This is a genomic window from Aeromonas sp. DNRA1 (genome assembly GCF_963888745.1).
GTDB lineage: Bacteria > Pseudomonadota > Gammaproteobacteria > Enterobacterales > Aeromonadaceae > Aeromonas > Aeromonas hydrophila.
The window spans coordinates 130,514-155,186 of the sequence record NZ_CAWPKQ010000001.1; the positions used below are offsets into that span (position 1 = coordinate 130,514).

The window sequence follows — 24,673 nt, forward strand, 5'->3', positions numbered from 1 at the left end:
CGGTTTGTTCACGCCAGACACACCGCTGCCAATAAACTGCCAGTCGAAGGCCAACAGCTGTTGGCCTTCGCTTTTTTGTTTTAACTTCCCGAGTTTGTATTGCCTTCAATTAGCGACGCTTCGCCCATCCGCACGGTGCCCAACCACTTGCTGGCGACCCGATCTCATTTGACTGTCATCAAGCTGTCATCCCCCGATCACCTGACCGTCACACTTTACCCGCAAACTGGTATATACCAAATCAGTAGCGAGTCGAACCATGACCCAGCCCTATCTGGACATTCAACATCTCAACAAGCAGTTCGGTGCTTTTCAGGCCCTCAAGGGGATCTCTCTGACCATTGAGCCGGGGGAGTTTATCTGCTTTCTCGGCCCCTCCGGCTGCGGTAAAACCACCTTGCTCAGAGCCATCGCCGGGCTGGATCTGCCGGACAGCGGCGAGATCTGGCAAGGGGGGCGCCACATCTCCCGCCTGCCGCCCCAGCAGCGCGACTTTGGCATCGTGTTTCAATCCTACGCCCTCTTCCCCAACCTGACGGTGGCCCAGAACATCGCCTTCGGCCTCGAGAATCAGGGGCTGGCACGGGATCTCATCAAGGAGCGGGTCGATCACTGGCTGGGGCTGGTAGATCTTACTGCCCAATCCCACAAATACCCGAGCCAGATCTCCGGCGGCCAGCAGCAGCGGGTGGCGCTGGCCCGGGCACTGGCCCTCTCCCCCGGCCTGTTGCTGCTGGACGAACCGCTCAGCGCGCTGGATGCGCTGGTTCGCACCCACCTTCGCAGCGAGATCCGCGCCCTGCAGCAGCGCCTTGGCATCACCACCATCATGGTGACCCACGATCAGGAAGAGGCGCTGACCATGGCCGATCGCATCGTGGTGATGGAGGGCGGCCGCATCGTGCAGGTGGGCACCCCGCAGGAGATCTACCACCAGCCTGCCAGCCGTTTCGTGGCAAGCTTCGTCGGCACCATGAACTTCCTCGACACCCTGGTGCTGAGCCCCACTCAGGTGCGCCTCAACGAACAACCGCTGACACTTGCCAACCGGGCCGCGGCCGGCAGCAAATTGCAGGTGGCGATCCGCCCCGAGGCGATCACCCTGAGTGCGCCGGGCGAGCTGTCTCTTGGCCAACATGGCATTGAAGCAACCATCGATCAGGTGGAGTTTCTCGGCGCCGCTCAGCGCCTGATCTGCACCGCCGACACCTATCTGGGCCCGCAGCAAATTCTGGTGGAGCGCCCGACCCACGAGCTGCCCCGCCATGAACAGGGTGGCTGGCGCAGCGGCATGCGCTGCTCCCTGCACTGGCCCGCCGGGGCGATGCAGCTGTTTGAAGGAGAGCGCCCATGACAGCCCCCTTCGCGACCTCCTCCCTGTTGCCGACAGCAACAGCCCGGCAAGACGGCCGCTGGCAGCGGCTCTGTCGCGGCTTGAGCCGGGATCAGCTGCTGCAGCTGACCCTGCTGGTGCTCGGTATCGCCCTGCTGGTGGGGGGCCTCTTGCTGCCGCTGCTCACCATGCTGCAAAAGAGTCTGCAGGATGAGAACGGCCTCTGGGTGGGGCTTGCCAACTTCAGCGCCTACTTCGACTCCCCTCATCTGGGGCGCACCATTGGCAACACCCTCTGGCTCGGGGGGCTGATCACCGCGCTGGTGGTGACCCTCGCCTTTGGCTACGCCTACGCCCTCACCCGCACCTGTATGCCGGGCAAGCCCCTGTTTCGCCTCATCGGTTTGATCCCGCTGTTGATGCCCTCCCTGTTGCCCGCCATCAGTCTGGTCTACTGGTTTGGCAATCAGGGGATCGCCAAGGGGCTGCTCGGCGGCGAGAGCATCTACGGCCCCATCGGCATCGTCATTGGTCTGGGCTTCTGGTGCTTCCCCCACGCCCTGATGATCCTTATCACGGCGCTCGGTCAGAGCGATGCCCGCCTCTATGAAGCCTCCCGGGTGCTCGGCAGCAGCGGCTGGCGCACCTTTGTCACCGTCACCCTGCCTACCGCCCGTTATGGCCTGCTCAGCGCCGCCATCGCCATCTTCACCCTCACCATCTGCGACTTCGGGGTGGCCAAGGTGATTGGCGGCCAGTACAGCGTGCTGGCCACCGACATCTACCGGCAGGTGATCGGGATGCAGAACTTCTCACTGGGCGCCGTGGCCAGCGTCACCCTGCTGCTGCCGGCACTGTTGAGCTTTGCCCTGGAGCACAGAGTGCGCAGCAAGATGCAGGAGCAGAGCAGCACCAAGGCGGTGCCCTATCAACCCAAGCCCCATCGGCTGCGGGATCTGCTGGCGCTCGGCTGGTGTACCCTCTGGGCCCTGCTGTTTCTGGCGCTGGTGGGGATGGCCGTTTACGGCTCCCTGGTGCAGTTCTGGCCCTACAACCTCGCTCTGACGCTCGATCACTACGCCTTTGACAGCAACAGCGTCTATGGCTGGCAGCCCTTTACCAACACTTTGCAGCTGGGCCTCTATACCGCGCTTATCGGCACCGTGCTGGTGATGGTGCTGGCCTGGGCACAGGAGAAGGGGCGCCACTTCGCATGGCTTCGCCAGTTGCTGCATCTGCTCGCCATGCTGTCGCTGGCGGTGCCCGGCATGGTGCTGGGGCTGGGTTACATCTTCTTTTTCAACGGCAATCCGTTCTTTGGCAGCCTTTATGGCACTCTGCCGCTGATGGTGCTCTCCTGCGTCATCCACTACTACACCGTGGGCCATATGACGGCGCTGACCAGCCTCAAGCAACTGCCCAAGGAGCTGGAGCTGGTGGCCATCTCATTGCGTATTCCGCTCTGGAAGGCGTTCTGGCGAGTCACCCTGCCCGCCTCCCTGCCAGCGCTCTTGGAAATCTTTATCTATCTGTTCGTCAACGCCATGACCACCACCTCGGCGGTGATCTTCCTCTATTCGAGCGACAGCGTGCTCGCCTCCATCGCCGTGCTGAACATGGAGGATTCCGGCGATACCGCCGCTGCTGCCGCCATGGCCACCCTGATCCTGCTGGCCGCCGCCACCGTCAAGCTGCTCCAGCTCTTTTTGAGCCGCGCCCTGCTGGATCGCACCCAGCGCTGGCGCCACCAATAACCTTATCGAGGAGTCATCATGTCCACTCTCCCCTTCTGGCTGGCCGAGGCGCTCGCCGCCGAACAACCCGCACAGCCCACGCCCCTTCACGGCAACCACGAGGCCGATGTCTGCATCGTCGGCGGCGGCTTTACCGGGCTGTGGAGCGCCATCGCCCTTAAACAGGCCGAGCCACACTTGCGCATCATGGTGCTGGAGAAAGATCGCTGCGGCAGCGGCGCCTCCGGGCGCAACGGCGGCTGTTTGCTCACCTGGTCGGCCAAATACCTGACCTTAAAGCGCCTCTTTGGCGAAGAGCAGGCCGCCTGGCTGGTGCAAAGATCCGAACAGGCGGTGCACGAGATCGCCCGCTTCTGCGAAACGCACAACATAGAGGCACAGCTGAGGGTCGAGGGCACCTGCTACACCGCCACCAGCGAGGCGCAGCGCGGCCTGATGGAGCCGGTATTACGGGAACTACAGCGAGCCGACCTTAACCAGTGGCAGGCGATTGCAGAGGGTGAACTGGCGAGCCAGAGCGGCTCCCACGTTCATCTGGAGGGGCTCTACAGCCCCCACGCCGGTTCGGTGCAACCGGCGCTGTTGGTGCGCGGCCTGCTGCGGGTGGCGCGGGAGCTGGGGGTCGAGGTCTATGAGCACTCCCCCATGCAGCGCCTTGAGGCGGGCCAGCCTGCACGGGTGCAAACACCGCAAGGTGAGGTGTGTGCCCGCAAGGTGGTGCTGGCCCTCAACAGCGCCATGGTGCAGCACTTTCGCGAGTTTCGCCGCAGTATCGTACTGGTCTCCTCCGATATGGTGATAACCGACCCCGCGCCGGATGCACTGGCTGCCCAGCAGCTTGCGCACGGCCGCTCCGTGGTGGATGGCCGCACCTTTGTGCATTACTACCGCACCACCGCGCAAGGGCGGCTGATGCTGGGCAAAGGGGGCAACACCTTCGCCTTTGCCAACCGCCATCTGGCCGAGTTTGATGCGCCGAGCCGTTATCTTGCCCCCCTTACCCGCACCCTGCGCCGCTTCTTTCCGGCGCTCAAAGAGGTGCCCATCGCTGCCAGCTGGTGCGGCGCCTCCGACCGCTCGGTGGATGGCCTCCCCTTCTTCGGCCACTGGCGAGGGCAGCCCAATATCGTCTATGGCCTCGGCTACTCCGGCAACGGGGTGGCGCAGAGCTGGATGGGCGGTCAAGTACTGGCGGCTTTGGTACGCGATGAGGTGCGGGAAGCGGACAAGCCGTGGCGCGACTGCGCGCTGGTCAGCGGCCCGCGCGGCTATTTTCCGCCCGAGCCGTTTCGCTGGCTTGGCGCCATGGCGGTACGCAATGCCATCCGGCGCAAGGAGCGGGCGGAAGATGAAAACCGTCCGGTGGCCTGGTATGACAAACAGCTGGCCAAACTTGCCGATGCGGCGGGCAAGGCGGACAAATAGACGCCTTCACAGCGCTTCGGAAAATCCAGAAAGCCGAAGGGGCAGGAGAGTGATGACTCCCCTGCCCCTTCGCGGTTGGTACGGCTCGCGGCTGGCCCGATAGACAGGCCTGGCGTTAGCTGGCCCAGGTAATGATGTGATCGATCCAGTCGCCGGCATCCACCTCGTGCACCACCTTGCCGCGCACCGACTGACCGGCCTGGTGCATGGCGCTGCGGCTACCGGTGATCAGCGGATGCCACTCTGGCAGGCCCTGCCCCTCCGCCAGCAGGCGGTAGGCACAGGTCGAGGGCAGCCAGTCATATTCGGCAATCTTGTCGTGAGTGATCTGCAGGCAGTCCGGCTCTTTCTTAAAGCGGTTGCCGTAGTCGGAGCACTGGCAGGTCTTGGTATTGAGCAGGTTGCAGGCCACGTTGGTGAACACCAGCTCCTCGGTGTCCTCGTCGATCAGCTTGTTCAGGCAGCACTTGCCGCAGCCGTCGCACAGGGACTCCCACTCCGTCATGGTCATCTGTTGCAGGCTTTTTACCTGCCAAAAGGGGGCGTTCTGCACGGGTTCACTCTGCTGCATAAAAGGTGGCTCACTCAATACACTGACAAGCGCGTGGTTATACGCGCTATGGCCCGATTTTTCAAGGTTTTCGACTGAGGTTAATGTGAGCCTTGCTGGCTCAGCATTAACCTGCCACATCTGTAAGTTATGGGAGATACTCAGAAGTCCAACATAAGAAACTCTATTAAATCACCAAGTCCTTATTGGCGACACCAAACGGGATATGTACAGATGGTAAAATAGATGATGACTGTAGATGTAATTTTTGATCATCGAAAAATATGTGCGGCCTTAATATATTTAACACTTTTGACTTTTCAACCCCTCCCATAAAGAATGCCTCATTTACAGAAATCCCCCAAGAACGCATTGTATTGATAACACGCTTATGCGAGGGTGCATTTCTAGCTGTCACGATTGATACCTTAAGCATGGGCAAGTAACTTGAGTCTTCTTTTTTCTTGTCAGATTCAATTTTTTGTATATCCGATATACGCTGTAGAAAATTTTTAAGTGGACCTGGGTTATGTGGCACATCAACAAGTTCAGATTCATGAGAGTGAAAATCAGCTAGCTGCCCTGAGCTTTTATAAATTCCCTCTGCTTCATCATCCGCAAGAACTCCATCAAAGTCGAACGCAATTCTAAGCTCTAAATCTTCGGTATCATCTTTTATATCACCATTCAAAATTTGTCCTGCTGGATAACCGGCAAGCACTGCTTGCCGAACATCTTGATAATTTGCTGATAAAAATAGCTCGATATCAAATGCAGGAATATATATGTAAGGTGATTTACCTTGTAAAAATACAGCTCTTGTAATGCCAAGCTCGTAGTGTTCAATCGAGTTCATCACTCGAAGTCCGGTGTCAGAATCATTTCGAGATAATAAAATGACCTCCACTAGAGGATCTTGTGGACATAGAGTATTTAGCTTCAGTAATCGACGAACAAAAGGAAATGCAACACCTTTACCTAACGGTTCATCCTGCTTTTTTCGTTGATACTCTCTGTAAGACTCCTCCCCCTCTGTCCTAAATATCTCATCGGACTCCTGAAGATCAAATAGCGCACTAGAAGAAAGGCCAACAACTAATCTCTTAGTTAAATCATATGGCACGTAGCACCTTCCTGTTTTTCGATAGATTTCACTTTAATCTAGTTCATGCATCTTGCATTGATAGTTGACTTGAATCAAACCATAGGCAATTGCTTTTACTAGATGGCGCTCAGTAATCTGTTGCCATAAAAAAGCCGCCCATCGGGCGGCATTTTTATCAGAGATAACGGACCGAAAGAACTTACCAGCCGGTTACTTCACGCAGGGCCTTGCCGATATCGGCCAGGGAGCGCACGGTTTTCACGCCGGCATCTTCCAGGGCAGCAAATTTCTCGGCCGCAGTGCCTTTACCACCGGCGATGATGGCGCCCGCATGACCCATACGCTTGCCAGCCGGGGCGGTAACGCCCGCGATGTAGGAAACCACCGGCTTGGTGACGTGGGCCTTGATGTAGGCCGCCGCGTCTTCCTCGGCGTTGCCGCCGATCTCGCCGATCATCACGATGGCTTCGGTCTGCGGGTCATTCTGGAACATCTCCAGAATGTCGATGAAGTTGGAACCCGGGATGGGGTCGCCACCGATACCGACGCAGGTGGACTGGCCGAAGCCCTCGTCCGTGGTCTGCTTGACCGCTTCATAGGTCAGGGTGCCGGAGCGGGAGACGATGCCCACCTTGCCCGGCTTGTGGATGTGACCCGGCATGATGCCGATCTTGCACTCACCCGGGGTGATGACGCCCGGGCAGTTTGGCCCGATCATGCGCACGCCGGTTTCCTGCAGCTTCACCTTGACGTCCAGCATGTCCAGGGTCGGGATGCCTTCGGTGATGGTGACGATGAGCTTGATGCCGGCATCAATGGCTTCCAGGATCGCGTCCTTGCAGAACGGGGCCGGTACATAGATGACGGAGGCAGTGGCGCCGGTGGCTTCCACGGCGTCACGGACGGTGTTGAACACCGGCAGGCCCAGGTGAGTGGTGCCACCCTTGCCCGGGGAGACGCCGCCGACCATCTGGGTTCCGTAGGCAATCGCCTGTTCGGAGTGGAAAGTGCCCTGACCGCCGGTAAAGCCCTGGCAGATCACCTTGGTGTCTTTGTTGATCAGAACGCTCATTATTTGGCCTCCGCTGCTTTTACCACTTGCTGAGCTGCGTCAGTCAGACTCGTTGCGGCGATGATATTGAGGCCGCTGTCGGCCAGTTTACGGGCACCCAGTTCGGCGTTGTTGCCTTCCAGACGCACCACCACGGGCACTTTCACCCCCACTTCCTTGACGGCGCCGATGATGCCTTCCGCGATCATGTCGCAGCGCACGATGCCGCCGAAGATGTTGACCAGCACGGCTTGTACCTTGCTGTCGGAGAGGATGATCTTGAACGCCTCGGTCACGCGTTCCTTGGTGGCGCCGCCGCCGACGTCCAGGAAGTTGGCCGGGGAACCGCCGTGCAGGTTGACGATGTCCATGGTGCCCATGGCCAGGCCCGCGCCGTTGACCATGCAGCCGATGTTGCCATCGAGCGCCACATAGTTCAGCTCCCACTGGGCGGCGTGCGCTTCACGGGGGTCATCCTGGGACGGATCGTGCATCTGGCGCAGCTTGGGCTGACGGTACAGGGCGTTGGCATCGATGTTGATCTTGCCGTCCAGGCAGTGCAGGTTGCCCTGGGCGGTGATCACCAGCGGGTTGATTTCCAGCAGGGCGAAGTCGCAGTCCAGGAACATCTGGCCCAGACCCATGAAGATCTTGGTGAACTGCTTGATCTGCTCGCCGACCAGACCCAGTTTGAAGGCCAGCTCGCGGGCCTGATAAGGCTGCGGGCCTACCAGCGGATCGATGGCGGCTTTGTGAATGAGTTCCGGGGTTTCGTGGGCGACTTTTTCAATCTCCACGCCACCTTCGGTAGAGGCCATGAAGACCACGCGGCGCGAACCACGGTCAACCACGGCGCCCAGATAGAGCTCCTTGGCGATGTCGGTGCAAGATTCCACCAGGATCTTGGTGACCGGCTGACCGTTGGCGTCAGTCTGATAGGTCACCAGGTTCTTGCCGAGCCAGTTCTGGGCGAAGGCACGGATCTCGTCCTTGCTCTTGGCCAGCTTGACGCCGCCCGCTTTACCGCGGCCACCGGCGTGGACCTGGCACTTGACGACCCAGGTGTTGCCGCCAATCTTGTCGGCCGCTTCGGCCGCTTCCTGCGGGGTGGCACAGGCATAACCTTCGGAGACCGGCAGGCCATACTCGGCAAACAGCTGTTTTGCCTGATATTCATGCAGATTCATAGATGCTCTATCCGTGTTGTAGGTATTTCCGTCCGGGGCTCGTGTTTCTCAATCCCCTGTGAAAGGGGCCAAGGCGGCCCCTCGTTATCTTTCTAATTTCACTTTCACTCAGACGTTCCGTCGGGGCCGGGTTGACCCCCGCTTGCCGCCGAACGGGAAGTCCGGCGGCAAGCTTGTGGCGCGAGCCGTCAAGCCGAGGGCTTGCCGGTCCGGCCGATTTCTTTAGACGTCCAGCAGCAGACGGGTCGGATCTTCCAAGAGCTCCTTGATGGAGACCAGGAAGCCCACCGACTCGCGGCCGTCGATGATGCGGTGATCGTAGGAGAGCGCCAGGTACATCATCGGCAGGATCTCGACCTTGCCGTCGACGGCCATGGGGCGGTCCTGAATCTTGTGCATGCCCAGAATGGCGCTCTGGGGCGGGTTGATGATCGGGGTGGACATCAGGGAGCCGAACACGCCACCGTTGGTGATGGTGAAGTTGCCGCCGGTCAGTTCATCCACGGTCAGCTTGCCGTCACGACCCTTGCCGGCCAGGTCTTTGATGGCCTTCTCGATGTCGGCCAGGCTCATGTTGTCGCAGTCACGCAGCACCGGGGTCACCAGACCACGGGGGGTGGAGACGGCGATGCTGACATCGAAATAGTTGTGGTAGACGATGTCGTCACCGTCCAGCGCCGCGTTCACTTCCGGGTAGCGCTTGAGGGATTCAACGACCGCCTTCACGTAGAAGGACATGAAGCCGAGCTTGATGCCGTGCTTCTTCTCGAAGATCTCGCCGTACTGCTTGCGCAGCTTCATGATGGGCGCCATGTTGATCTCGTTGAAGGTGGTCAGCATGGCGGTGGTGTTCTTGGCCTCCAGCAGACGCTCGGCGATGCGCTTGCGCAGACGGGTCATGGGCACGCGTTTCTCGGTGCGACTGGCCAGCGGAGCGACCGGTGCAGCCGGGGCTGCAGCGGCAACCGGCGCGGCGGCAGGCTTGTTGCCACCCTTGATGAAGGCTTCCACGTCTTCCTTGGTGACGCGACCGCCCTTGCCGGTACCGGTCAGCTTGGCGACGTCGATGTCATGCTCGGCCACCAGGCGGCGCACGGAGGGGCTCAGGCCATCGGCTGCGTCATCGGCCACCGCTTCGACCGGCTTCTCCTTGGTCTCTTCACCGGCCACCGGGGCAGGTTTGAGCATGGCGATCAGCTGGCGGGAGAGCACGGTGGCCCCTTCGCTTTGCAGGATGTCGCCCAGCACGCCGGCTTCCGGCGCCGGCACTTCCAGCACGACCTTGTCGGTCTCGATGTCGACCAGCACTTCATCACGGGCAACCAGATCACCCGGTTTCTTGTGCCAGGTGGCGATGGTGGCATCCGCCACTGATTCCGGCAGGTCCGGTACTTTGATCTCGATAGTCATCTAATCAGTTCCTTGTTACTTCTTGGCCAGCAGGCTTGTTCCAGAGTCGGAGAGGGTCGACGCAGCGGCGTGCCCTCTCCTTCGCAACGGGTTTATTCCAGGGTCAGCGCGTCTTCCACCAGGGCTTTTTGCTGCTTGGCGTGGACTGACATGTAACCGACGGCCGGTGAAGCCGACGCCGGGCGACCGGCATAACGCAGACGGGCATGGCTTGGCAGCACGCTGTCGTAGTGATGACGGGTGCAGTACCAGGCGCCCTGGTTCTGCGGCTCTTCCTGACACCAGACGAAGTCGGTGACATGGGCATAGTCGGCCAGGATGGCGCGCACTTCCTCTTCCGGGAAGGGGTAGAGCTGCTCAATTCGCACCAGCGCCACATCTTGCTGCTCGGCCTTGCGACGGGCATCGAGCAGGTCGTAGTAGACCTTGCCGGAGCAGAACACCACGCGCTTCACGCCCTTCGGATCCAGCGCATCGATCTCGCCGATGGCGTTCTGGAAGGTGCCTTCGGCCAGCTCTTCGAGCTTGCTCACCGCCAGCGGGTGGCGCAGCAGGGATTTGGGCGTCATCACGATGAGCGGACGGCGCATCGGGCGTACCACCTGGCGACGCAGCATGTGGAACACCTGCGCCGGGGTGGACGGCACGCACACCTGCATGTTGTGCTGGGCACACATTTGCAGATAGCGCTCCAGACGGGCGGAGGAGTGCTCCGGGCCCTGCCCTTCGTAGCCGTGCGGCAGCAGCATGGTCAGGCCGCACATCCGGCCCCACTTCTGCTCGCCGGAAGAGAGGAACTGATCCACCACCACCTGGGCGCAGTTGGCGAAGTCACCGAACTGGGCTTCCCAGATGGTGAGGCCGGCCGGCTCGGCGCTGGCGTAGCCATATTCGAAGGCCAGTACCGCGTTCTCGGTCAGCACAGAGTCGTACACCTCGAACGGGCCCTGCTCGTCGTGCAGGTTGCACAGCGGGGTGTAGGTGCTGGCATCGGTCTGGCTGTGCAGCACGGCGTGGCGGTGGAAGAAGGTGCCACGGCCGGAGTCTTCACCGGTGAAGCGGATGCGCGAGCCCTTGTCCACCAGGGTGGCGTAGGCCAGGGTCTCGGCAAAGCCCCAGTCCAGCAGCTTCTCGCCGGCGGCCATCAGGCGACGGTCTTCGTAGATCTTCTCGACCTGGCGCTGCAGCACGTGGGTGGCCGGGTACTGGCTGATGCGCTCGCCGAGGGACTTCAGATGATCCATCGGCACAGTGCTGTCATAGGCCATGGCCCAGTCGTGACCAAGATAAGGGGTCCAGTCGACGGAGTGCAGCTCCATCGGACGCCACTCCTTGCTCACCCGCTCACCGCGATCCAGGGTCTCGCGATATTCGTTGACCAGGGTAGTGGCCAGCTCCTGACTGATGCTGCCTTCCGCCACCAGCTGGTCGGCGTAGATCTTGCGCGGGGTCGGGTGCTGTTTGATCTTCTGGTACATCAGCGGCTGGGTCGCACTCGGCTCGTCGGCCTCGTTGTGACCGTGACGACGGTAGCAGACCAGCTCGATCACCACGTCGCGCTTGAAGGTGTTGCGGTAATCCAGCGCAATCTGGGTCACCAGCACTACGGCTTCCGGGTCATCACCATTGACGTGCAGCACGGGGGCCTGCACCGCCTTGGCGATGTCGGTGCAATATTCGGTGGAGCGCAGGTCACGAATGTAAGAGGTGGTGAAACCCACCTGGTTGTTGATGACGATGCGCACCGTTCCGCCCACGCCATAGGCACGGGTCTGGGACATGTTGAAGGTCTCGGCCACCACGCCCTGACCGGCCATGGCCGAGTCGCCGTGGATGGTGATGGGCAGTACGGTCGAGCCGTCCTTGTCACCACGACGGTCCATGCGGGCACGGACCGAGCCGATGACCACAGGGTTGACGATCTCGAGGTGAGACGGGTTGAAGGCGAGCGCCAGGTGGACGTTGCCGCCCGGGGTGGCGAAGTCGGACGAGAAGCCCATGTGGTACTTCACGTCACCGGTGCCCCAGGATTCGCCGTGTTTGCCGGCAAACTCGTCGAACAGGTCCTGGGCGCGTTTGCCCAGCACGTTGATCAGCACGTTGAGACGGCCGCGGTGGGCCATGCCGATGACGGCCTCTTTGCAGCCCTGCTCACCGGCGCGACGAATAAGCTCCTTGAGCATGGGTACCATGGCATCGCCCCCTTCCAGGGAGAAACGCTTGGCTCCCGGGAATTTGGCGCCCAGGTATTTTTCCAGCCCTTCGGCGGCGGTCAGGCTCTCGAGGAAGCGGGTCTTCTCTTCCAGGGTGTAGCTGCCCGTCCCTTCGATGGATTCGAGACGCTGTTGCAGCCAGCGCTTCTCCTCGGTGGAGGTGAGGTGCATGTAGTCGGCACCGATGCTGCCGCAGTAGGTTTTCTTCAGCGAGGCATACAGATCGGAGAGCACCATGGTCTCGCGACCGATGGCGTAGGAGCCCACGTTGAAGGTGGCCTCCATGTCTGCGCCCTGCAGGTTGTGAAACGCGGGATCCAGTTCGGCAACGGTTTCACGCGCCCAGAGGCCGAGCGGATCCAGATTGGCGTTTTGATGGCCACGGAAGCGGAAGGCGTTGATCAGCTGCAATACCCGCACCTGCTTGGCATCCACTTGCGGATCGGAGACGGGGGCACTGTAGCGGGAGGGATCCTTGGCCAGGCGACGGAAATAATCGCGGACTCGGGAGTGAGGTTGTTCTATCGCATGGCCATTGACCTGGGGCAGCGAGCTAAACAGGCTGCGCCACTCTTCGGCTACGGACTCGGGGTCTTCCAGGAAGGATTCGTACAAATCCTCAATATAGCTTGCATTCGCACCAGCCAGGTGAGATGACTCCAACCAGGCCTTCATCACGCCGTTATGCATTTCTATCCCTTGTACATCTTGTTCACTGCAGCGCAGCTTGTAGGGTTTAAATAGCCATCCAGCCATGGTGACGGATGGCTATCCAGAGGTCGGGCCTGGCGCGTGACGCCCTGGCCCTGATACTAAACAGCCCGATTGAGCAGCATCGACTTGATCTGACCGATGGCCTTGGTCGGGTTCAAGCCCTTGGGACAGACGTTCACGCAGTTCATGATGCCGTGGCAACGGAACACGCTGAAGGCGTCATCCAGATTACCCAGTCGATCGGTAGCAGCGGTATCGCGGCTGTCCGCCAGCCAGCGATAGGCGGCGAGCAGACCGGCCGGGCCGATGAACTTGTCCGGGTTCCACCAGAAGGAGGGGCAAGAGGTGGAGCAGCAGGCACAGAGAATACACTCGTACAGGCCATCCAGCTTGGCGCGCTCTTCGGGGGATTGCAGGTGCTCACGCACGGGCGGCAATTTTTCATCGTTGATGAGGAAGGGTTTGACCTTCTCCCACTGGGTGTAGAACTGGGTCATGTCGATCACCAGATCACGGATCACCGGCAGGCCTGGCAAGGGGCGGATAACGACGTTATTGCCCTTCTTCAGCAGGTCGGAGAGCGGGGTGATGCAGGCAAGACCGTTCTTGCCATTCATGTTGAGACCGTCAGATCCACAGACCCCTTCGCGGCAAGAGCGGCGGAAGGCGAGCGTGGGATCCAGCTCCTTGAGCTGGATCAGTGCGTCGAGCACCATCATGTCGGAACCTTCAGGAATATCAAGACGATATTCCTTCATATGGGGGACGTTATCAACATCCGGATTGTATCTGTAAACAGAGAATGTGACGTTCATAGGGCTAGCTCCGCAATCAGTAAGTCCGGACCTTGGGCGGGAACGCCTCACGGGTCTTGGGTGACATGTTGACAGCGCGACGGGTCATGGACTCGGTGTCCGGATGATAGAGGCTGTGGCACAACCAGCTCTCATCGTCACGCTCCGGGAAATCGAAGCGGCTGTGGGCGCCCCGGCTCTCGGTACGGAAGTTGGCAGCCACCGCGGTGGCATAGGCCGTCTCCATCAGGTTGTCCAGCTCCAGGCACTCGATGCGCTGGGTGTTGAACTCCTTGGAGGTGTCGTCCAGACGGGCGTTCTTAAGGCGCTCGCGGATGAGTTTCAGCTCGGCCAGCCCTTCGGCCATGGCATCGCCTTCCCGGAATACGGAGAAGTTGTTCTGCATGCAGCGCTGCAGGTCCTTGCGGATCTGCACCGGATCTTCACCGTCACGGCAATTTTCCCAGCGATTGAAGCGGGACAGCGCGGCGTCGATATCGGCGTCGGAGGCGGCGCGGCCGTGCTCCATCTCGCTCAGGGTGTTGACCAGATGCATGCCAGCGGCGCGGCCAAATACCACCAGATCCAGCAGCGAGTTGCCGCCCAGGCGGTTGGCACCGTGCACCGAGACGCAGGCGATTTCGCCCACCGCAAACAGGCCGACCACCGGCACGTCGTTGCCGTCCTTGTCCTGGGTCAGGCACTGGCCGTTCACGTTGGTCGGCACGCCGCCCATCATGTAGTGGCAGGTCGGAATGATGGGGATGGGCTCTTTGACCGGATCCACGTGGGCGAAGGTGCGAGAGAGCTCGCAGATGCCCGGCAGACGGGATTCCAGCACCTCTTTGCCGAGGTGATCCAGCTTGAGCTTGATGTGCGGGCCCCAGGGACCGTCGCAGCCACGACCTTCGCGGATCTCGATCATGATGGAACGGGCCACCACGTCGCGACCGGCCAGATCCTTGGCGTTCGGCGCATAACGCTCCATGAAGCGCTCGCCGTCTTTATTGAGCAGGTAACCGCCTTCACCGCGGCACCCTTCGGTCACCAGCACCCCTGCCCCGGCGATGCCGGTCGGGTGGAACTGCCAGAACTCCATGTCCTGCACGCCGACCCCGGCGCGCAGCGCCATGCCGACGCCATCACCGGTGTTGATGTGGGCGTTGGTGGTGGACTGGTAGATGCGACCGGCGCCGCCGGTAGCGAGTACGGTGGCCTTGGCCTTGAAGTAGACGACTTCACCGCTCTCCATGTCGATGGCGGTACAGCCAACGATGTGGCCGTCCTGGTTCTTCACCAGATCCAGCGCATACCACTCGGAGAAGACGGTGGTCTTGTTCTTGACGTTCTGCTGATAGAGGGTGTGCAGCAGGGCGTGACCGGTACGGTCGGCTGCCGCCGCGGTACGGGCCGCCTGCTCGCCACCGAAATTCTTGGACTGGCCGCCAAACGGACGCTGATAGACGGTACCGTTGTCGAAGCGGGAGAAGGGCAAGCCCATGTTCTCCAGTTCATAGACGGCCTCGGGGCCGGTCTTGCACATATATTCAATGGCTTCCTGATCACCGATGTAATCGGAGCCCTTGACGGTGTCGTACATGTGCCACTGCCAGTTGTCGTCGTGGGCATTGCCCAGCGCAACCGTGATCCCGCCCTGGGCAGAAACCGTGTGAGAACGGGTCGGGAATACCTTGGATAAAAGAGCGCAGCTCTTGCCGGATTGGGCAATCTGCAGCGCGGCGCGCATGCCGGCGCCACCGGCACCGATCACGACCGCATCAAATTCACGAGTTGGAATAGTCACCTTACACCCCCCACAGTACAACGAAGCCGGTCATCAGGTAGACGAACAGCACCACTACCAGGGCAAATTGCAGCGCACCGCGCAACCCCACCGGCTTGATATAGTCGGTCAGCACCTGCCACAGACCGATCCAGGCGTGGATCAGTACGCACAGCAGCGCCAACAGGGTGAACACCTTGGTGAAGGTTTTGGCGAAGAAGCCGGTCCACACCTCGTAGTTGATGTCGTTGAACGCGACAAAGCCCACCAGGTAGAGGACATAACAGGTCATGATGAGGGCGGTGGCGCGGATCAGGATGTAATCGTGAACGCCGCTGCGCCCGAAGGTTGCAGAATTGGTTACCATACCAGTACCCCCGCCAATACCGCCAAAACCGCGGTGATCACGAAGGCCACACGGGCACTCTGATTACCGGATTCCAGCTCTTCCCAATAGCCCATGTCCATGACCAGGTGACGCAGTCCGCCCACAATGTGGTAAGCCAGCGCAGTCAGGATCCCCCACAGCACGAATTTGACCAGGAAGTTGTCCATGATGGACACCACGGTCTCAAATCCTTCGGGAGAGGCGAGTGAAGTACCAAGCATCCACAGCAAGATTGAGAGCGCCACAAAGGTGATGACCCCTGAGACACGATGCAAGATGGAAGCGATGGCGGTGACAGGAAAGCTGATCGTCTGTAGGTCGAGGTTTACAGGTCTCTGTTTATTTTTCACGGCTTTGCCCACTCAGCTCCATTGAGCACGTTAGTTATTGTTTTTACACGCTTATGAGGGCATGGAGTGGCATTTGTTAGGTTTTTGTTACCAAAACAACTCAGGAAAGCCAAAAATAACATTTTCAATATCACATCTAGCTTTGCGAAAGCGTTTCAAACACCGACAGCCATCACCCACGAGGCGCAGTATATCGGCGGGCTTAACCAATGACAATCAATTAGCTACAAAGAAAACCCAAAACCGTAAACCAGATCTCACAACTCATTTAACAAATCATTAATGATCATCCAGCAAAATTGACAACAGCCCTGAACTCTGTTTCAAATAAGGCGCTCCAGCCGCCCTGGTACGGGTCAGAACCTTTGCCAGCGTCATCAAACTCGTAATAAAGTAGAGCTGGAATCAAATTATAAAAGAGCAAAGGAGACGTGCTATGGCTGATAAGATAGCCACCCTACATCTGCCCGGTAAAGACCCGGTAGAACTCCCGATCCTGTCAGGAACTGTCGGACCCGACGTGATCGATGTCAGAAAACTGGGCGCGCAAGGGTACTTCACCTTCGACCCCGGTTTTATGGCAACCGGTTCTTGCAAATCATCCATTACGTACATAGATGGCGATCAGGGTGTCTTGCTGCACCGTGGTTACCCCATCGCCCAGTTGGCCACCCAGGCCAGCTATCTGGAAGTCTGCTACATCCTGCTGTACGGCGAGGCGCCCACCAAGGCGCAGTACACGGAATTCGAACGTCTGGTCACCCGCCATACCATGGTGCACGAGCAGATCGCCTTCTTCTTCCGCGGCTTCCGTCGCGATGCTCACCCCATGGCTGTCATGTGCGGCGTGGTCAGTGCGCTCTCCGCCTTCTATCACGATGCCCTCGACATCAACAACGAAGAGCACCGCGAGATCTGCGCCTTCCGTCTGCTCTCCAAGATGCCGACTCTGGCCGCCATGTGTTACAAGTACTCCATCGGTCAGCCGTTCATGCAGCCGCGTAACGCCCTCTCCTATGCCGGCAACTTCCTGCACATGATGTTTGGCGTGCCGACCGAAGAGTACAAGGTCAACCCCATCGTCGAACGCGCCATGGACCGCATCTTCACCCTGCATGCGGACCACGAGCAGAACGCCTCCACCTCCACCGTGCGTCTGGCCGGCTCCTCTGGCGCCAACCCGTTTGCCTGTATCGCCGCGGGGATCGCCTCCCTGTGGGGACCGGCCCACGGCGGTGCCAACGAAGCCTGCCTCAAGATGCTCGAGGAGATCGGCTCCGTTGACCGCATTCCCGAGTACATCGCCAAGGCCAAGGACAAGAACGATCCGTTCCGTCTGATGGGCTTCGGTCACCGGGTCTACAAGAACCACGACCCCCGTGCCACCGTGATGCGCGAAACCTGTCACGAGGTACTGACCGAGTTGCAGATCAAGGATCCGCTGCTGGACGTGGCCATGGAGCTGGAACGCATCGCGCTCTCCGACCCCTACTTCATCGAGAAGAAGCTCTACCCGAACGTGGACTTCTATTCCGGCATCATCATGAAGGCCATCGGCATCCCCATGTCCATGTTCACCGTGATCTTCGCCATCTCCCGTACCATCGGCTGGATTGCCCACTGGAACGAAATGCACTCGGATCCGGATCAGAAGATCGGCCGTCCGCGTCAGCTCTATACCGGTCAGCCGCAGCGCGAGTTCACCCCGCTCGACCAGCGTTGAGCCACGGGTTTCAGATTTTTTGTTACAAAGGCGGTCATTGACCGCCTTTTTATTTGCCGCTCTAATGCCCCCCTTTCCATCGAAGGAGTTCATCATGAGACCACTGTTCCTCAGCGCCGCTGCCGCCCTGCTGCTCAGCGCCTGTCAAAGCGCCTGTCAAAGCGCCCCCACGCCAACCGCAGGCGAGACCCTCTACGTCAACAGCCAGCTGGTACACTGCGTCGGCGTCGGCCCCATGCAGTGCATGCAGGTGCGCAGTGACGAGCAGCAGCCCTGGACCCTGTTCTATCAGCAGATTGAAGGCTTTCAGTTTGAACCCGGCTACCGCTATCAGCTGACCGTCAGCAAGGAGCAGCTCACCGATGTGCCGGCAGATGCCCCTTCCCTGCACTACCAGCTCATCAAGGTCGTCAGCAAACAGGCGGCGCGCTGATCAAAACAGGCATCGTTTGGAGATGCTTGTTCAGTTCATGACCCGGTTCTGGTACGCTGGTTGACGAATCCATTGTTTAATCAGCGTTTTCGGGCAGCCATGCCCCACCACTATGATCAAGATCCGCACGACCCGGGCCAACGACTGGCCCGCCATCATGGCCATTCAGGACGAGTGTTATCACCAGCTGGATCCTGAACCCATCGAAGTCATGAGCAACAAGGCAGAACTGGCCCCTGCCTGCTGCTGGGTGGCCGAACATCAGGGCCAGGTGCTGGGCTATTTGCTCTGCCACCCCTGGCGTGCCCACCAGCCCCCGCCTCTCTCCGTCCCCATTCAGCGCCTGGCCGGCAATGACGAGTTCTATCTGCACGATCTCGCCGTCTCACGGCAGGCCCGCGGCAAGGGCATAGGGCTGCGACTGCTCGCCACCGCCCTTGCGTTTGCCGCAGACGAAGGGTTCGAGCACGCCGGTCTGGTGGCGGTGCAGGATGCGCCGGCCTTCTGGCGCAAGCAGGGCTTCCAGCCGGCCACTACCCGCAAGTCCCTCACCGAATATGGCGAGGGCGCGACCTACATGCGACTGCCACTACCGCAACGGGGCTGACGATCACCCAATGAAAAAGGCGCCTTGCGGCGCCTTTTTTTCGACTCATGGTGGGCTCATCAAGCCTTGAACTTGCTGAACACCAGGGAGGCGTTGGTCCCGCCAAAGCCGAAGCTGTTGGACATGACGGTATTGAGATCCGCCTCTTCGTACGCGCGCACGATGGGCAGGCCTTCGGCCTTCTCGTCCAGGGTCTCGATGTTGATGCTGGGGGCGATAAAGCCGTGTTCCATCATCAGCAGGGAGTAGACGGCCTCGTGCACGCCGGCAGCACCCAGAGCATGACCGGTCATGGCCTTGGTGGCGGAGAGCTTGGGCGCATTGCTGCCAAACAGCGTCTGGATAGCTTCCAGCTCTTTGGTGTCACCGACCGGAGTGGAGGTACCGTGGGTGTTGATGTAATCCACCTTGCCGACACCCTGCATCGCCATCTTCATGCAACGCACCGCGCCTTCACCGCTTGGCGCGACCATGTCATAGCCATCGGAGGTAGCACCGTAACCGGTGATCTCGGCATAGATGTGGGCACCACGGGCCAGGGCGTGTTCCAGCTCCTCGACCACTAGGATGCCACCACCACCGGAGATGACGAAACCGTCGCGATCCGCATCATAGGTACGGGAGGCTTTTTCCGGAGTGTCGTTGTACTTGGTGGACAGGGCGCCCATGGCATCGAACTGGATGGTGGAAGACCAGTCCAGCTCCTCGCCGCCGCCGGCGAAGACGATGTCCTGCTTGCCAAGCTGGATCAGTTCCAGAGCGTGACCGATGCAGTGGGCAGAGGTGGCGCAGGCGGAGCTGATGGTGTAGTTGACACCCTTGATCTTGAACGGGGTGGCCAGGCAGGCGGAGGTGGTGGAGGACATGGTGCGCGGCACCATGTAGGGGCCCACGCGCTTGACGCCCTTCTCACGAGCGATATCCGCAGACTCGGAGGTGTTCTTGCCGGAGGCGCCACCGGAGCCGGTCACGATACCGGAACGCTCGTTGGACACCATATCTTCCGGCAAACCGGCGTCTTCGATGGCCTGTTGCATGGAGAGATAGGCATAAGCCGCTGCATCGCCCATGAAACGCATGACTTTACGGTCGATCAGTTCAGACGGGTCGAGTTTGATGTTACCCCAGACACGGCTGCGCAGGTTGTACTGTTCGAACTGCTCGGAATAGGTGATGCCAGATTTGCCTGCTTTCAGGGAGGCCAGCACTTCTTCCTTGTTGTTGCCGATACTGGAGATGACGCCGATACCGGTGATCACTGCTCTTCTCATTAATTCATCTCGTCTGGAAAAACTGGCGCCAAGTCTACCCGCTTTCGGCTGCCAAACTGGTCTGCTTTCACGTAGAATGCCCGCGATTTTGTGACGCGAGCAGAGGAAAACGTGAGTCAAACATCCTTACATCATGCCCGATTGGACTGGAATGAAGCGGGAACTCCAGTCTCCAGTGAGTTCGGGGATGTGTACTTTTCCAATGATAACGGTCTAAGTGAAACCCGCTACGTCTTTTTGCAGCAAAATCGGCTGCCAGCGCGATTTTCGCATCACGATAGTGACATTTTCGTGATAGGTGAGACAGGTTTCGGCACAGGTCTTAACTTTCTGGCGACAATGGCCGCCTTTCTGGAACAGGCGCCCCAATCCGGCAACGGTGCCCGCCTCCACTTCATCAGCTTCGAAAAATACCCACTGACCCGGGAGGATCTGCGCAAGGCGCTGGCCGCCTGGCCCGAGCTCGCCACCTTCAGCCAGCCCCTCATCGAGCAGTGGCCGCTGCCCGTCGCAGGCTGTCATCGGCTGCTCTTTGCCGGCGGCCGGATCCGGCTCGACCTCTGGTTTGGTGACATCAAGGAGATGCTGCCCCAGGTACCCCACCCGGCAGACGGGTTGGTGGACGCCTGGTATCTGGATGGCTTCTCCCCTGCCAAGAACCCGGAGATGTGGACGCAAGAGTTGTTCGACGGCCTGGCCCGCCTCGCGCGTCCCCACGCCACCATCGCCACCTTTACCTGTGCCGGCTTCGTGCGCCGCGGCCTGATTGCCGCCGGTTTTACCATGCAGAAGGTGAAAGGACACGGCAGCAAGCGGGAGATGCTGGCCGGGGAGCGCGCAGAGAAACAGCCGCAGCAGACCATCGCCCCCTGGTATGCCAGACCCGCCGGCCGCGCGGGTGAGGTGCTGATCATCGGTGGCGGCATCGCCTCGGCCATGACGGCGCTCTCGCTGGTGGAGCGGGGCCGCAAGGTAACGCTCTTGTGCCAGGATGGCGAGCCGGCGACCGGCGCCTCCGGCAACCGGCAGGGAGCCCTCTACCCGCTGCTCAACGGCGAGCACGATGCCCTGTCGCGCTTCTATTCGCTGGCCTTCGGCTTTGCCAGAAACCGATTGTTATCCCTGGCCGAGCGCCACCCTGTCGCCTTCTCGCTGTGCGGCGTCACCCAGCTCGGCTATGACGACAAGTCCGCCGCCAAGCTGGCCAAGATGGCACAAGGCCCCTTCCCGCCCGAACTGATGCAGGTACTTTCCGAGCCGGAGGTTGAGCAAGTGGTCGGCCTGCCCTGCGGTCACGGTGGCGTCAGCTATCCGCAGGGAGGCTGGCTCTGCCCGGCGGATCTCACCCGCGCCGTCATCCAGGAGGCGCAGGCCAGCGGGCTGCTTGAGGTGGCGTTCAATACCGAGGTGGTCGCCATTGCCGAACAGGCCGATGGCTGGCAGGTCGAGTCTCGTGACGGGCGCCGCTGGCAAGCCCCCAATCTGGTGGTGGCTGCCGGCCATCAGTTGCCTGCGCTCATCCCCTTTGCCGAGCTGCCGCTCTATCCGGTGCGCGGCCAGGTGAGCCATGTGCCGACCTCGGCGAGCTTGAGCAAGCTCAACACCGTGCTCTGCTACGATGGCTACCTCACTCCGGCTCACCACGATCACCACTGCATCGGCGCCAGCTATGGCCGCAACCAGACAGACCTCGCGTTTCGCACCGACGAGCAGGCCCAGAACCAGGCGCGACTGCAAGCCTGCCTGCCGCAGCAAGCCTGGCCCGCCGAGGTGGATGTGAGTGGCAATCAGGCCCGGGTCGGCGTGCGCAGTGCCAGCCGGGATCACCTGCCGGTGGCGGGGCCGGTCGCCAGCTTGGCCAACCTGGCGGATCACTACGCCGGACTGCAAGGCGATCAGCAGAACGCCGCGCAGTTGCCGCTGCATCCCGGCCTCTATGTGCTGGGGGCGCTCGGCTCGCGGGGACTCTGCTCGGCGCCCCTTTGCGGCGAGCTGCTGGCCAGCGAGATCTGCGGCGATCCGCTGCCACTGGCCGCCGATCTGCTGGAGGCGCTCCACCCGGCCCGCTACTGGGTGCGCAAGCTGCTCAAGGGCAAGCCGCTCCAGTGAGCGCCCAGATGCTCGGCAAGGTGCAACAACAAAAAGGGCTCCCCGGCGGGAGCCCTTTTTGTTCGCTCAAATCCTGTCGGGCTCAGATGCCCTTTGGCCAGTTAAGCCCCAGTTTGCGACCGTGATCGGTCTGCTGCTGCAACTGGCTGAAACGCTGGCGCGAGCTGGCCAACACCCCCTGCCCCCGCTGCCAGGCCTGATATTCCAGGGCGGCGCAGTCGCGCTCCACCGGCAGCTGCGCCAGCTGGATGCCAAGCTGGCTGACGCTCTCCAGCAGTATGTCTTTGTGACGGCTCTCGTAATCGAACATGGCCGCCACCAGCTTGTCCCACTTCTGACGTTCGGCGGCGGAGGCCCTGCCCTTGTCCATCCAGTTCGGCACCATCACCTTGATCCGGGTCGTAACCTTGACCTGTTCCAGCTCGCAGCGCTGCGCCTCGGGACGGGTCTGCAACTGCCAGGATAGTTGGTAACTGGCCATGCCGATGTGGCCGTTGGCCCGGGCTGTGCCCGCGCCGATCATCTGGCGCGCCAGGCTCGCCACGTCCGGCCCGGAAACCCGATAAAACTGAAAGTCGACCTTGATGTCAGGCACCGCCTTGATACCGGTGTAATGGGAACTCTCGGCCCCGGCCGTGGCGGCGAACAACATCAATGCCACCATGAAAACTTTGCTGACCATTCCCATCTCTGCTGCCTTGACCTCGTTGCTGGCGGGGTTGTTATTTTAATTAATAATCAACGCATTAATACTCGAAGCAGGAGATTAACCGCGATCCCCGCGACTGTCACCTGCTCCCGTCACAAAGCCTAAGTGTCAGGTTGACAAGTCGCAACCCCGCACCGCCATTGATTTGCAAGCAAGATCACAAGTGATGCGCAACATCATGGTGAGATACCCCTTATTGGATAATAATCGCCGAGTTTTATGTCGATACATTTCGGGATTGGCCAGATTAACCTCCAAGTTGACGCCAGTAATGCATCCACCTTCATTCGTACTCAGGAACTCACTCTATGATGGAACTCCTTATCGGCACCCTGGTCACCCTGGCTGTGGGCCGCTACATCTTCAAGGGCTACTCGGCCACCGGGGTGCTGCTCAGCGGCGGCTTGCTGCTGCTGGCGATCACTGCCCTGATGGGCAAGGCGGTGCTGCCCACCAGCGTCACCTCCACCGGCCACGTGGCCACCGACATCTTCGAATACGTGCGCTTCCTGCTGGTGGATCGGGGCGGTGGCCTCGGCATGCTGATCATGGTGCTGTGCGGCTTCGCCGGCTACATGAGCCACATCGGCGCCAACACCATTCTGGTGAAGCTCGCCAGCAAGCCCCTTGGCATCATCAAGTCCCCCTACATCCTGCTGGTTGCCGCCTATCTGGTGGCCTGCGCCATGTCGCTGGCGGTGAGCTCCGCCACCGGCCTGGGCGTGCTCTTGATGGCAACCCTGTTCCCGCTGATGGTCAACATGGGGATCTCCCGTGGCGCCGCGGCTGCGGTGTGCGCCTCGCCGGCCGCCATCATCCTGGCCCCCACTTCCGGGGACGTGGTGATGGCCGCCCAGGCCGCCAACATGGAGCTGCTCGATTTTGCCTTCAAGCTGACCCTGCCCATCTCGCTGGTGGCCATCGCTGCCATAGCGGTGACCCACTTCTTCTGGCAGCGTTATCTGGATCAGAAGGCCGGCGAGCACAACGAGGCTGTCGCCCCGAGCGATCTCATCACCGATGCCCCCGGCTTCTACGCCATCCTGCCCTTCACTCCCATCATCGGGGTGCTGCTGTTTGACGGCAAACTCGGACCCAAGCTCGACATCGTCACCATCATCGTCATCTGCCTGGTGCTGGCCGCCCTGCTGGAGCTGGCCCGCAAGCGCAACGGCAAAGAGCTGCTGGACGGGCTGCAGGTGTGCTGGCGCAGCATGGCCGACGCCTTCGCCGGCGTGGTGATGCTGCTGGTGGGTGCCGGGGTGTTTGCCCAGGGGCTGATGGGGCTCGGCTTCATCGCCAACCTCCTGGATCTGGCCCAGAGCTTTGGTACCGGCGGCATCGTCATCATGCTGGTGCTGGTGGTCATCACCACCCTGGCCGCCTTCACCACGGGTTCCGGCAACGCTCCCTTCTATGCCTTCGTGGAGCTTATTCCCCATCTGGCCACCAGCCTCGGCGTCAACCCCGCCTACCTGGTGATCCCCATGCTGCAGGCCTCCAATCTGGGTCGCACCATCTCGCCGGTCTCCGGGGTGGTGGTCGCCTGTGCGGGGATGGGCAACCTCTCTCCGTTTGAAGTGGTCAAGCGTACCTCGGTGCCGGTCGCGGTCGGCCTGCTGGTGGTGATCCTCGCCACCCAGATCATGGTGCCCGCCTAAATTGGCCGGGGCTCCCTGAGCGGCTGCCCCGCCTCTATCTCGCTCTACCAGCCTGGCCTGCCGCCGGGCTGGTATCTCCCCCCGCCATTGGAGTAGACTCGGT

General features: G+C 60.6%; 20 protein-coding genes. 8 read left to right on the top strand and 12 right to left on the bottom strand.

The features are described 5' to 3' along the window. The first annotated feature begins 259 nt into the window (after positions 1-259). Genes AACQ43_RS00555 through AACQ43_RS00565 form a run of 3 tightly spaced genes read left to right on the top strand, consistent with a single transcriptional unit; the run spans position 260 to position 4,512 of the window. On the top strand, positions 260-1,354 hold the full coding sequence (locus AACQ43_RS00555) for a putative 2-aminoethylphosphonate ABC transporter ATP-binding protein (protein ID WP_168965394.1): 1,095 nt from the start codon (positions 260-262) through the stop codon (positions 1,352-1,354). Next, entirely contained in the window at positions 1,351-3,087 is a 1,737-nt protein-coding gene (locus AACQ43_RS00560; protein ID WP_168965396.1) for a putative 2-aminoethylphosphonate ABC transporter permease subunit, read from the top strand. Before AACQ43_RS00555 ends, AACQ43_RS00560 begins: the two co-directional genes overlap by 4 nt. Positions 3,088-3,105: 18 nt before the next feature. Next, entirely contained in the window at positions 3,106-4,512 is a 1,407-nt protein-coding gene (locus tag AACQ43_RS00565; protein WP_168965398.1) for an FAD-dependent oxidoreductase, read from the top strand. Positions 4,513-4,627: 115 nt separating this feature from the next. Here the strand turns inward: AACQ43_RS00565 and AACQ43_RS00570 are convergent, their stop codons facing one another. The 10 genes from AACQ43_RS00570 to sdhC form a co-directional block, all read right to left on the bottom strand. Then, complete coding sequence (locus AACQ43_RS00570) at positions 4,628-5,083, bottom strand: YcgN family cysteine cluster protein (protein WP_043118980.1); 456 nt, start codon at positions 5,081-5,083, stop codon at positions 4,628-4,630. A 166-nt stretch (positions 5,084-5,249) separates the two neighbouring features. After that, on the bottom strand, positions 5,250-6,185 hold the full coding sequence (locus AACQ43_RS00575; RefSeq protein ID WP_080722093.1) for a 5'-nucleotidase: 936 nt from the start codon (positions 6,183-6,185) through the stop codon (positions 5,250-5,252). A 181-nt stretch (positions 6,186-6,366) separates the two neighbouring features. Beyond that, positions 6,367-7,239 (bottom strand): succinate--CoA ligase subunit alpha, encoded by an 873-nt coding sequence (sucD, locus tag AACQ43_RS00580; RefSeq protein WP_005300222.1) that lies wholly within the window; start codon positions 7,237-7,239, stop codon positions 6,367-6,369. Further along, positions 7,239-8,405, bottom strand: a complete 1,167-nt coding sequence (gene sucC, locus AACQ43_RS00585) for an ADP-forming succinate--CoA ligase subunit beta (protein ID WP_016350506.1) — start codon at positions 8,403-8,405, stop codon at positions 7,239-7,241. Before sucC ends, sucD begins: the two co-directional genes overlap by 1 nt. A 222-nt stretch (positions 8,406-8,627) precedes the next feature. Continuing rightward, complete coding sequence (gene odhB / locus AACQ43_RS00590; RefSeq protein WP_168965400.1) at positions 8,628-9,815, bottom strand: 2-oxoglutarate dehydrogenase complex dihydrolipoyllysine-residue succinyltransferase; 1,188 nt, start codon at positions 9,813-9,815, stop codon at positions 8,628-8,630. Positions 9,816-9,907: 92 nt separating this feature from the next. Then, on the bottom strand, positions 9,908-12,718 hold the full coding sequence (gene sucA, locus AACQ43_RS00595; RefSeq protein WP_024945410.1) for a 2-oxoglutarate dehydrogenase E1 component: 2,811 nt from the start codon (positions 12,716-12,718) through the stop codon (positions 9,908-9,910). A 122-nt stretch (positions 12,719-12,840) separates the two neighbouring features. Continuing rightward, positions 12,841-13,557, bottom strand: a complete 717-nt coding sequence (locus AACQ43_RS00600; RefSeq protein ID WP_011705798.1) for a succinate dehydrogenase iron-sulfur subunit — start codon at positions 13,555-13,557, stop codon at positions 12,841-12,843. 16 nt (positions 13,558-13,573) lie between these two features. Beyond that, positions 13,574-15,340 (bottom strand): succinate dehydrogenase flavoprotein subunit, encoded by a 1,767-nt coding sequence (gene sdhA / locus AACQ43_RS00605; RefSeq protein WP_011705797.1) that lies wholly within the window; start codon positions 15,338-15,340, stop codon positions 13,574-13,576. A 1-nt stretch (position 15,341) separates the two neighbouring features. Continuing rightward, positions 15,342-15,686 (bottom strand): succinate dehydrogenase, hydrophobic membrane anchor protein, encoded by a 345-nt coding sequence (gene sdhD, locus AACQ43_RS00610; RefSeq protein ID WP_168965402.1) that lies wholly within the window; start codon positions 15,684-15,686, stop codon positions 15,342-15,344. After that, positions 15,680-16,069, bottom strand: coding sequence for a succinate dehydrogenase cytochrome b556 subunit (gene sdhC, locus AACQ43_RS00615; RefSeq protein WP_011705795.1), 390 nt, complete (start codon positions 16,067-16,069; stop codon positions 15,680-15,682). The genes sdhD and sdhC overlap by 7 nt, the downstream gene beginning before the upstream one ends. A 424-nt stretch (positions 16,070-16,493) precedes the next feature. Between sdhC and AACQ43_RS00620 the strand changes: the two genes are divergently transcribed. The 3 genes from AACQ43_RS00620 (at position 16,494) to AACQ43_RS00630 (ending at position 18,820) form a co-directional block, all read left to right on the top strand. Continuing rightward, positions 16,494-17,780: a citrate synthase gene (locus AACQ43_RS00620; protein WP_005300205.1), complete on the top strand. Its 1,287-nt coding sequence runs from the start codon at positions 16,494-16,496 to the stop codon at positions 17,778-17,780. A gap of 94 nt (positions 17,781-17,874) precedes the next feature. After that, entirely contained in the window at positions 17,875-18,213 is a 339-nt protein-coding gene (locus tag AACQ43_RS00625; RefSeq protein WP_168965404.1) for a DUF4377 domain-containing protein, read from the top strand. A gap of 112 nt (positions 18,214-18,325) precedes the next feature. After that, positions 18,326-18,820, top strand: a complete 495-nt coding sequence (locus AACQ43_RS00630) for a GNAT family N-acetyltransferase (RefSeq protein WP_168965406.1) — start codon at positions 18,326-18,328, stop codon at positions 18,818-18,820. Between the two features lie 59 nt (positions 18,821-18,879). On the opposite strand, the gene fabB is transcribed toward AACQ43_RS00630, so the two are convergent. Further along, positions 18,880-20,091: a beta-ketoacyl-ACP synthase I gene (gene fabB, locus AACQ43_RS00635; RefSeq protein ID WP_168965408.1), complete on the bottom strand. Its 1,212-nt coding sequence runs from the start codon at positions 20,089-20,091 to the stop codon at positions 18,880-18,882. A 90-nt stretch (positions 20,092-20,181) separates the two neighbouring features. Between fabB and mnmC the strand changes: the two genes are divergently transcribed. Beyond that, the gene (gene mnmC / locus AACQ43_RS00640; RefSeq protein WP_339353952.1) at positions 20,182-22,200 is read left to right on the top strand and encodes a bifunctional tRNA (5-methylaminomethyl-2-thiouridine)(34)-methyltransferase MnmD/FAD-dependent 5-carboxymethylaminomethyl-2-thiouridine(34) oxidoreductase MnmC; all 2,019 of its coding nucleotides are present in this window, start codon (positions 20,182-20,184) and stop codon (positions 22,198-22,200) included. Positions 22,201-22,282: 82 nt separating this feature from the next. Here the strand turns inward: mnmC and AACQ43_RS00645 are convergent, their stop codons facing one another. Continuing rightward, positions 22,283-22,882, bottom strand: coding sequence for a DUF922 domain-containing Zn-dependent protease (locus AACQ43_RS00645; protein ID WP_211162434.1), 600 nt, complete (start codon positions 22,880-22,882; stop codon positions 22,283-22,285). Between the two features lie 335 nt (positions 22,883-23,217). Between AACQ43_RS00645 and dcuC the strand changes: the two genes are divergently transcribed. After that, positions 23,218-24,570: an anaerobic C4-dicarboxylate transporter DcuC gene (gene dcuC, locus AACQ43_RS00650; RefSeq protein WP_168965414.1), complete on the top strand. Its 1,353-nt coding sequence runs from the start codon at positions 23,218-23,220 to the stop codon at positions 24,568-24,570. Positions 24,571-24,673 lie beyond the last annotated feature (103 nt).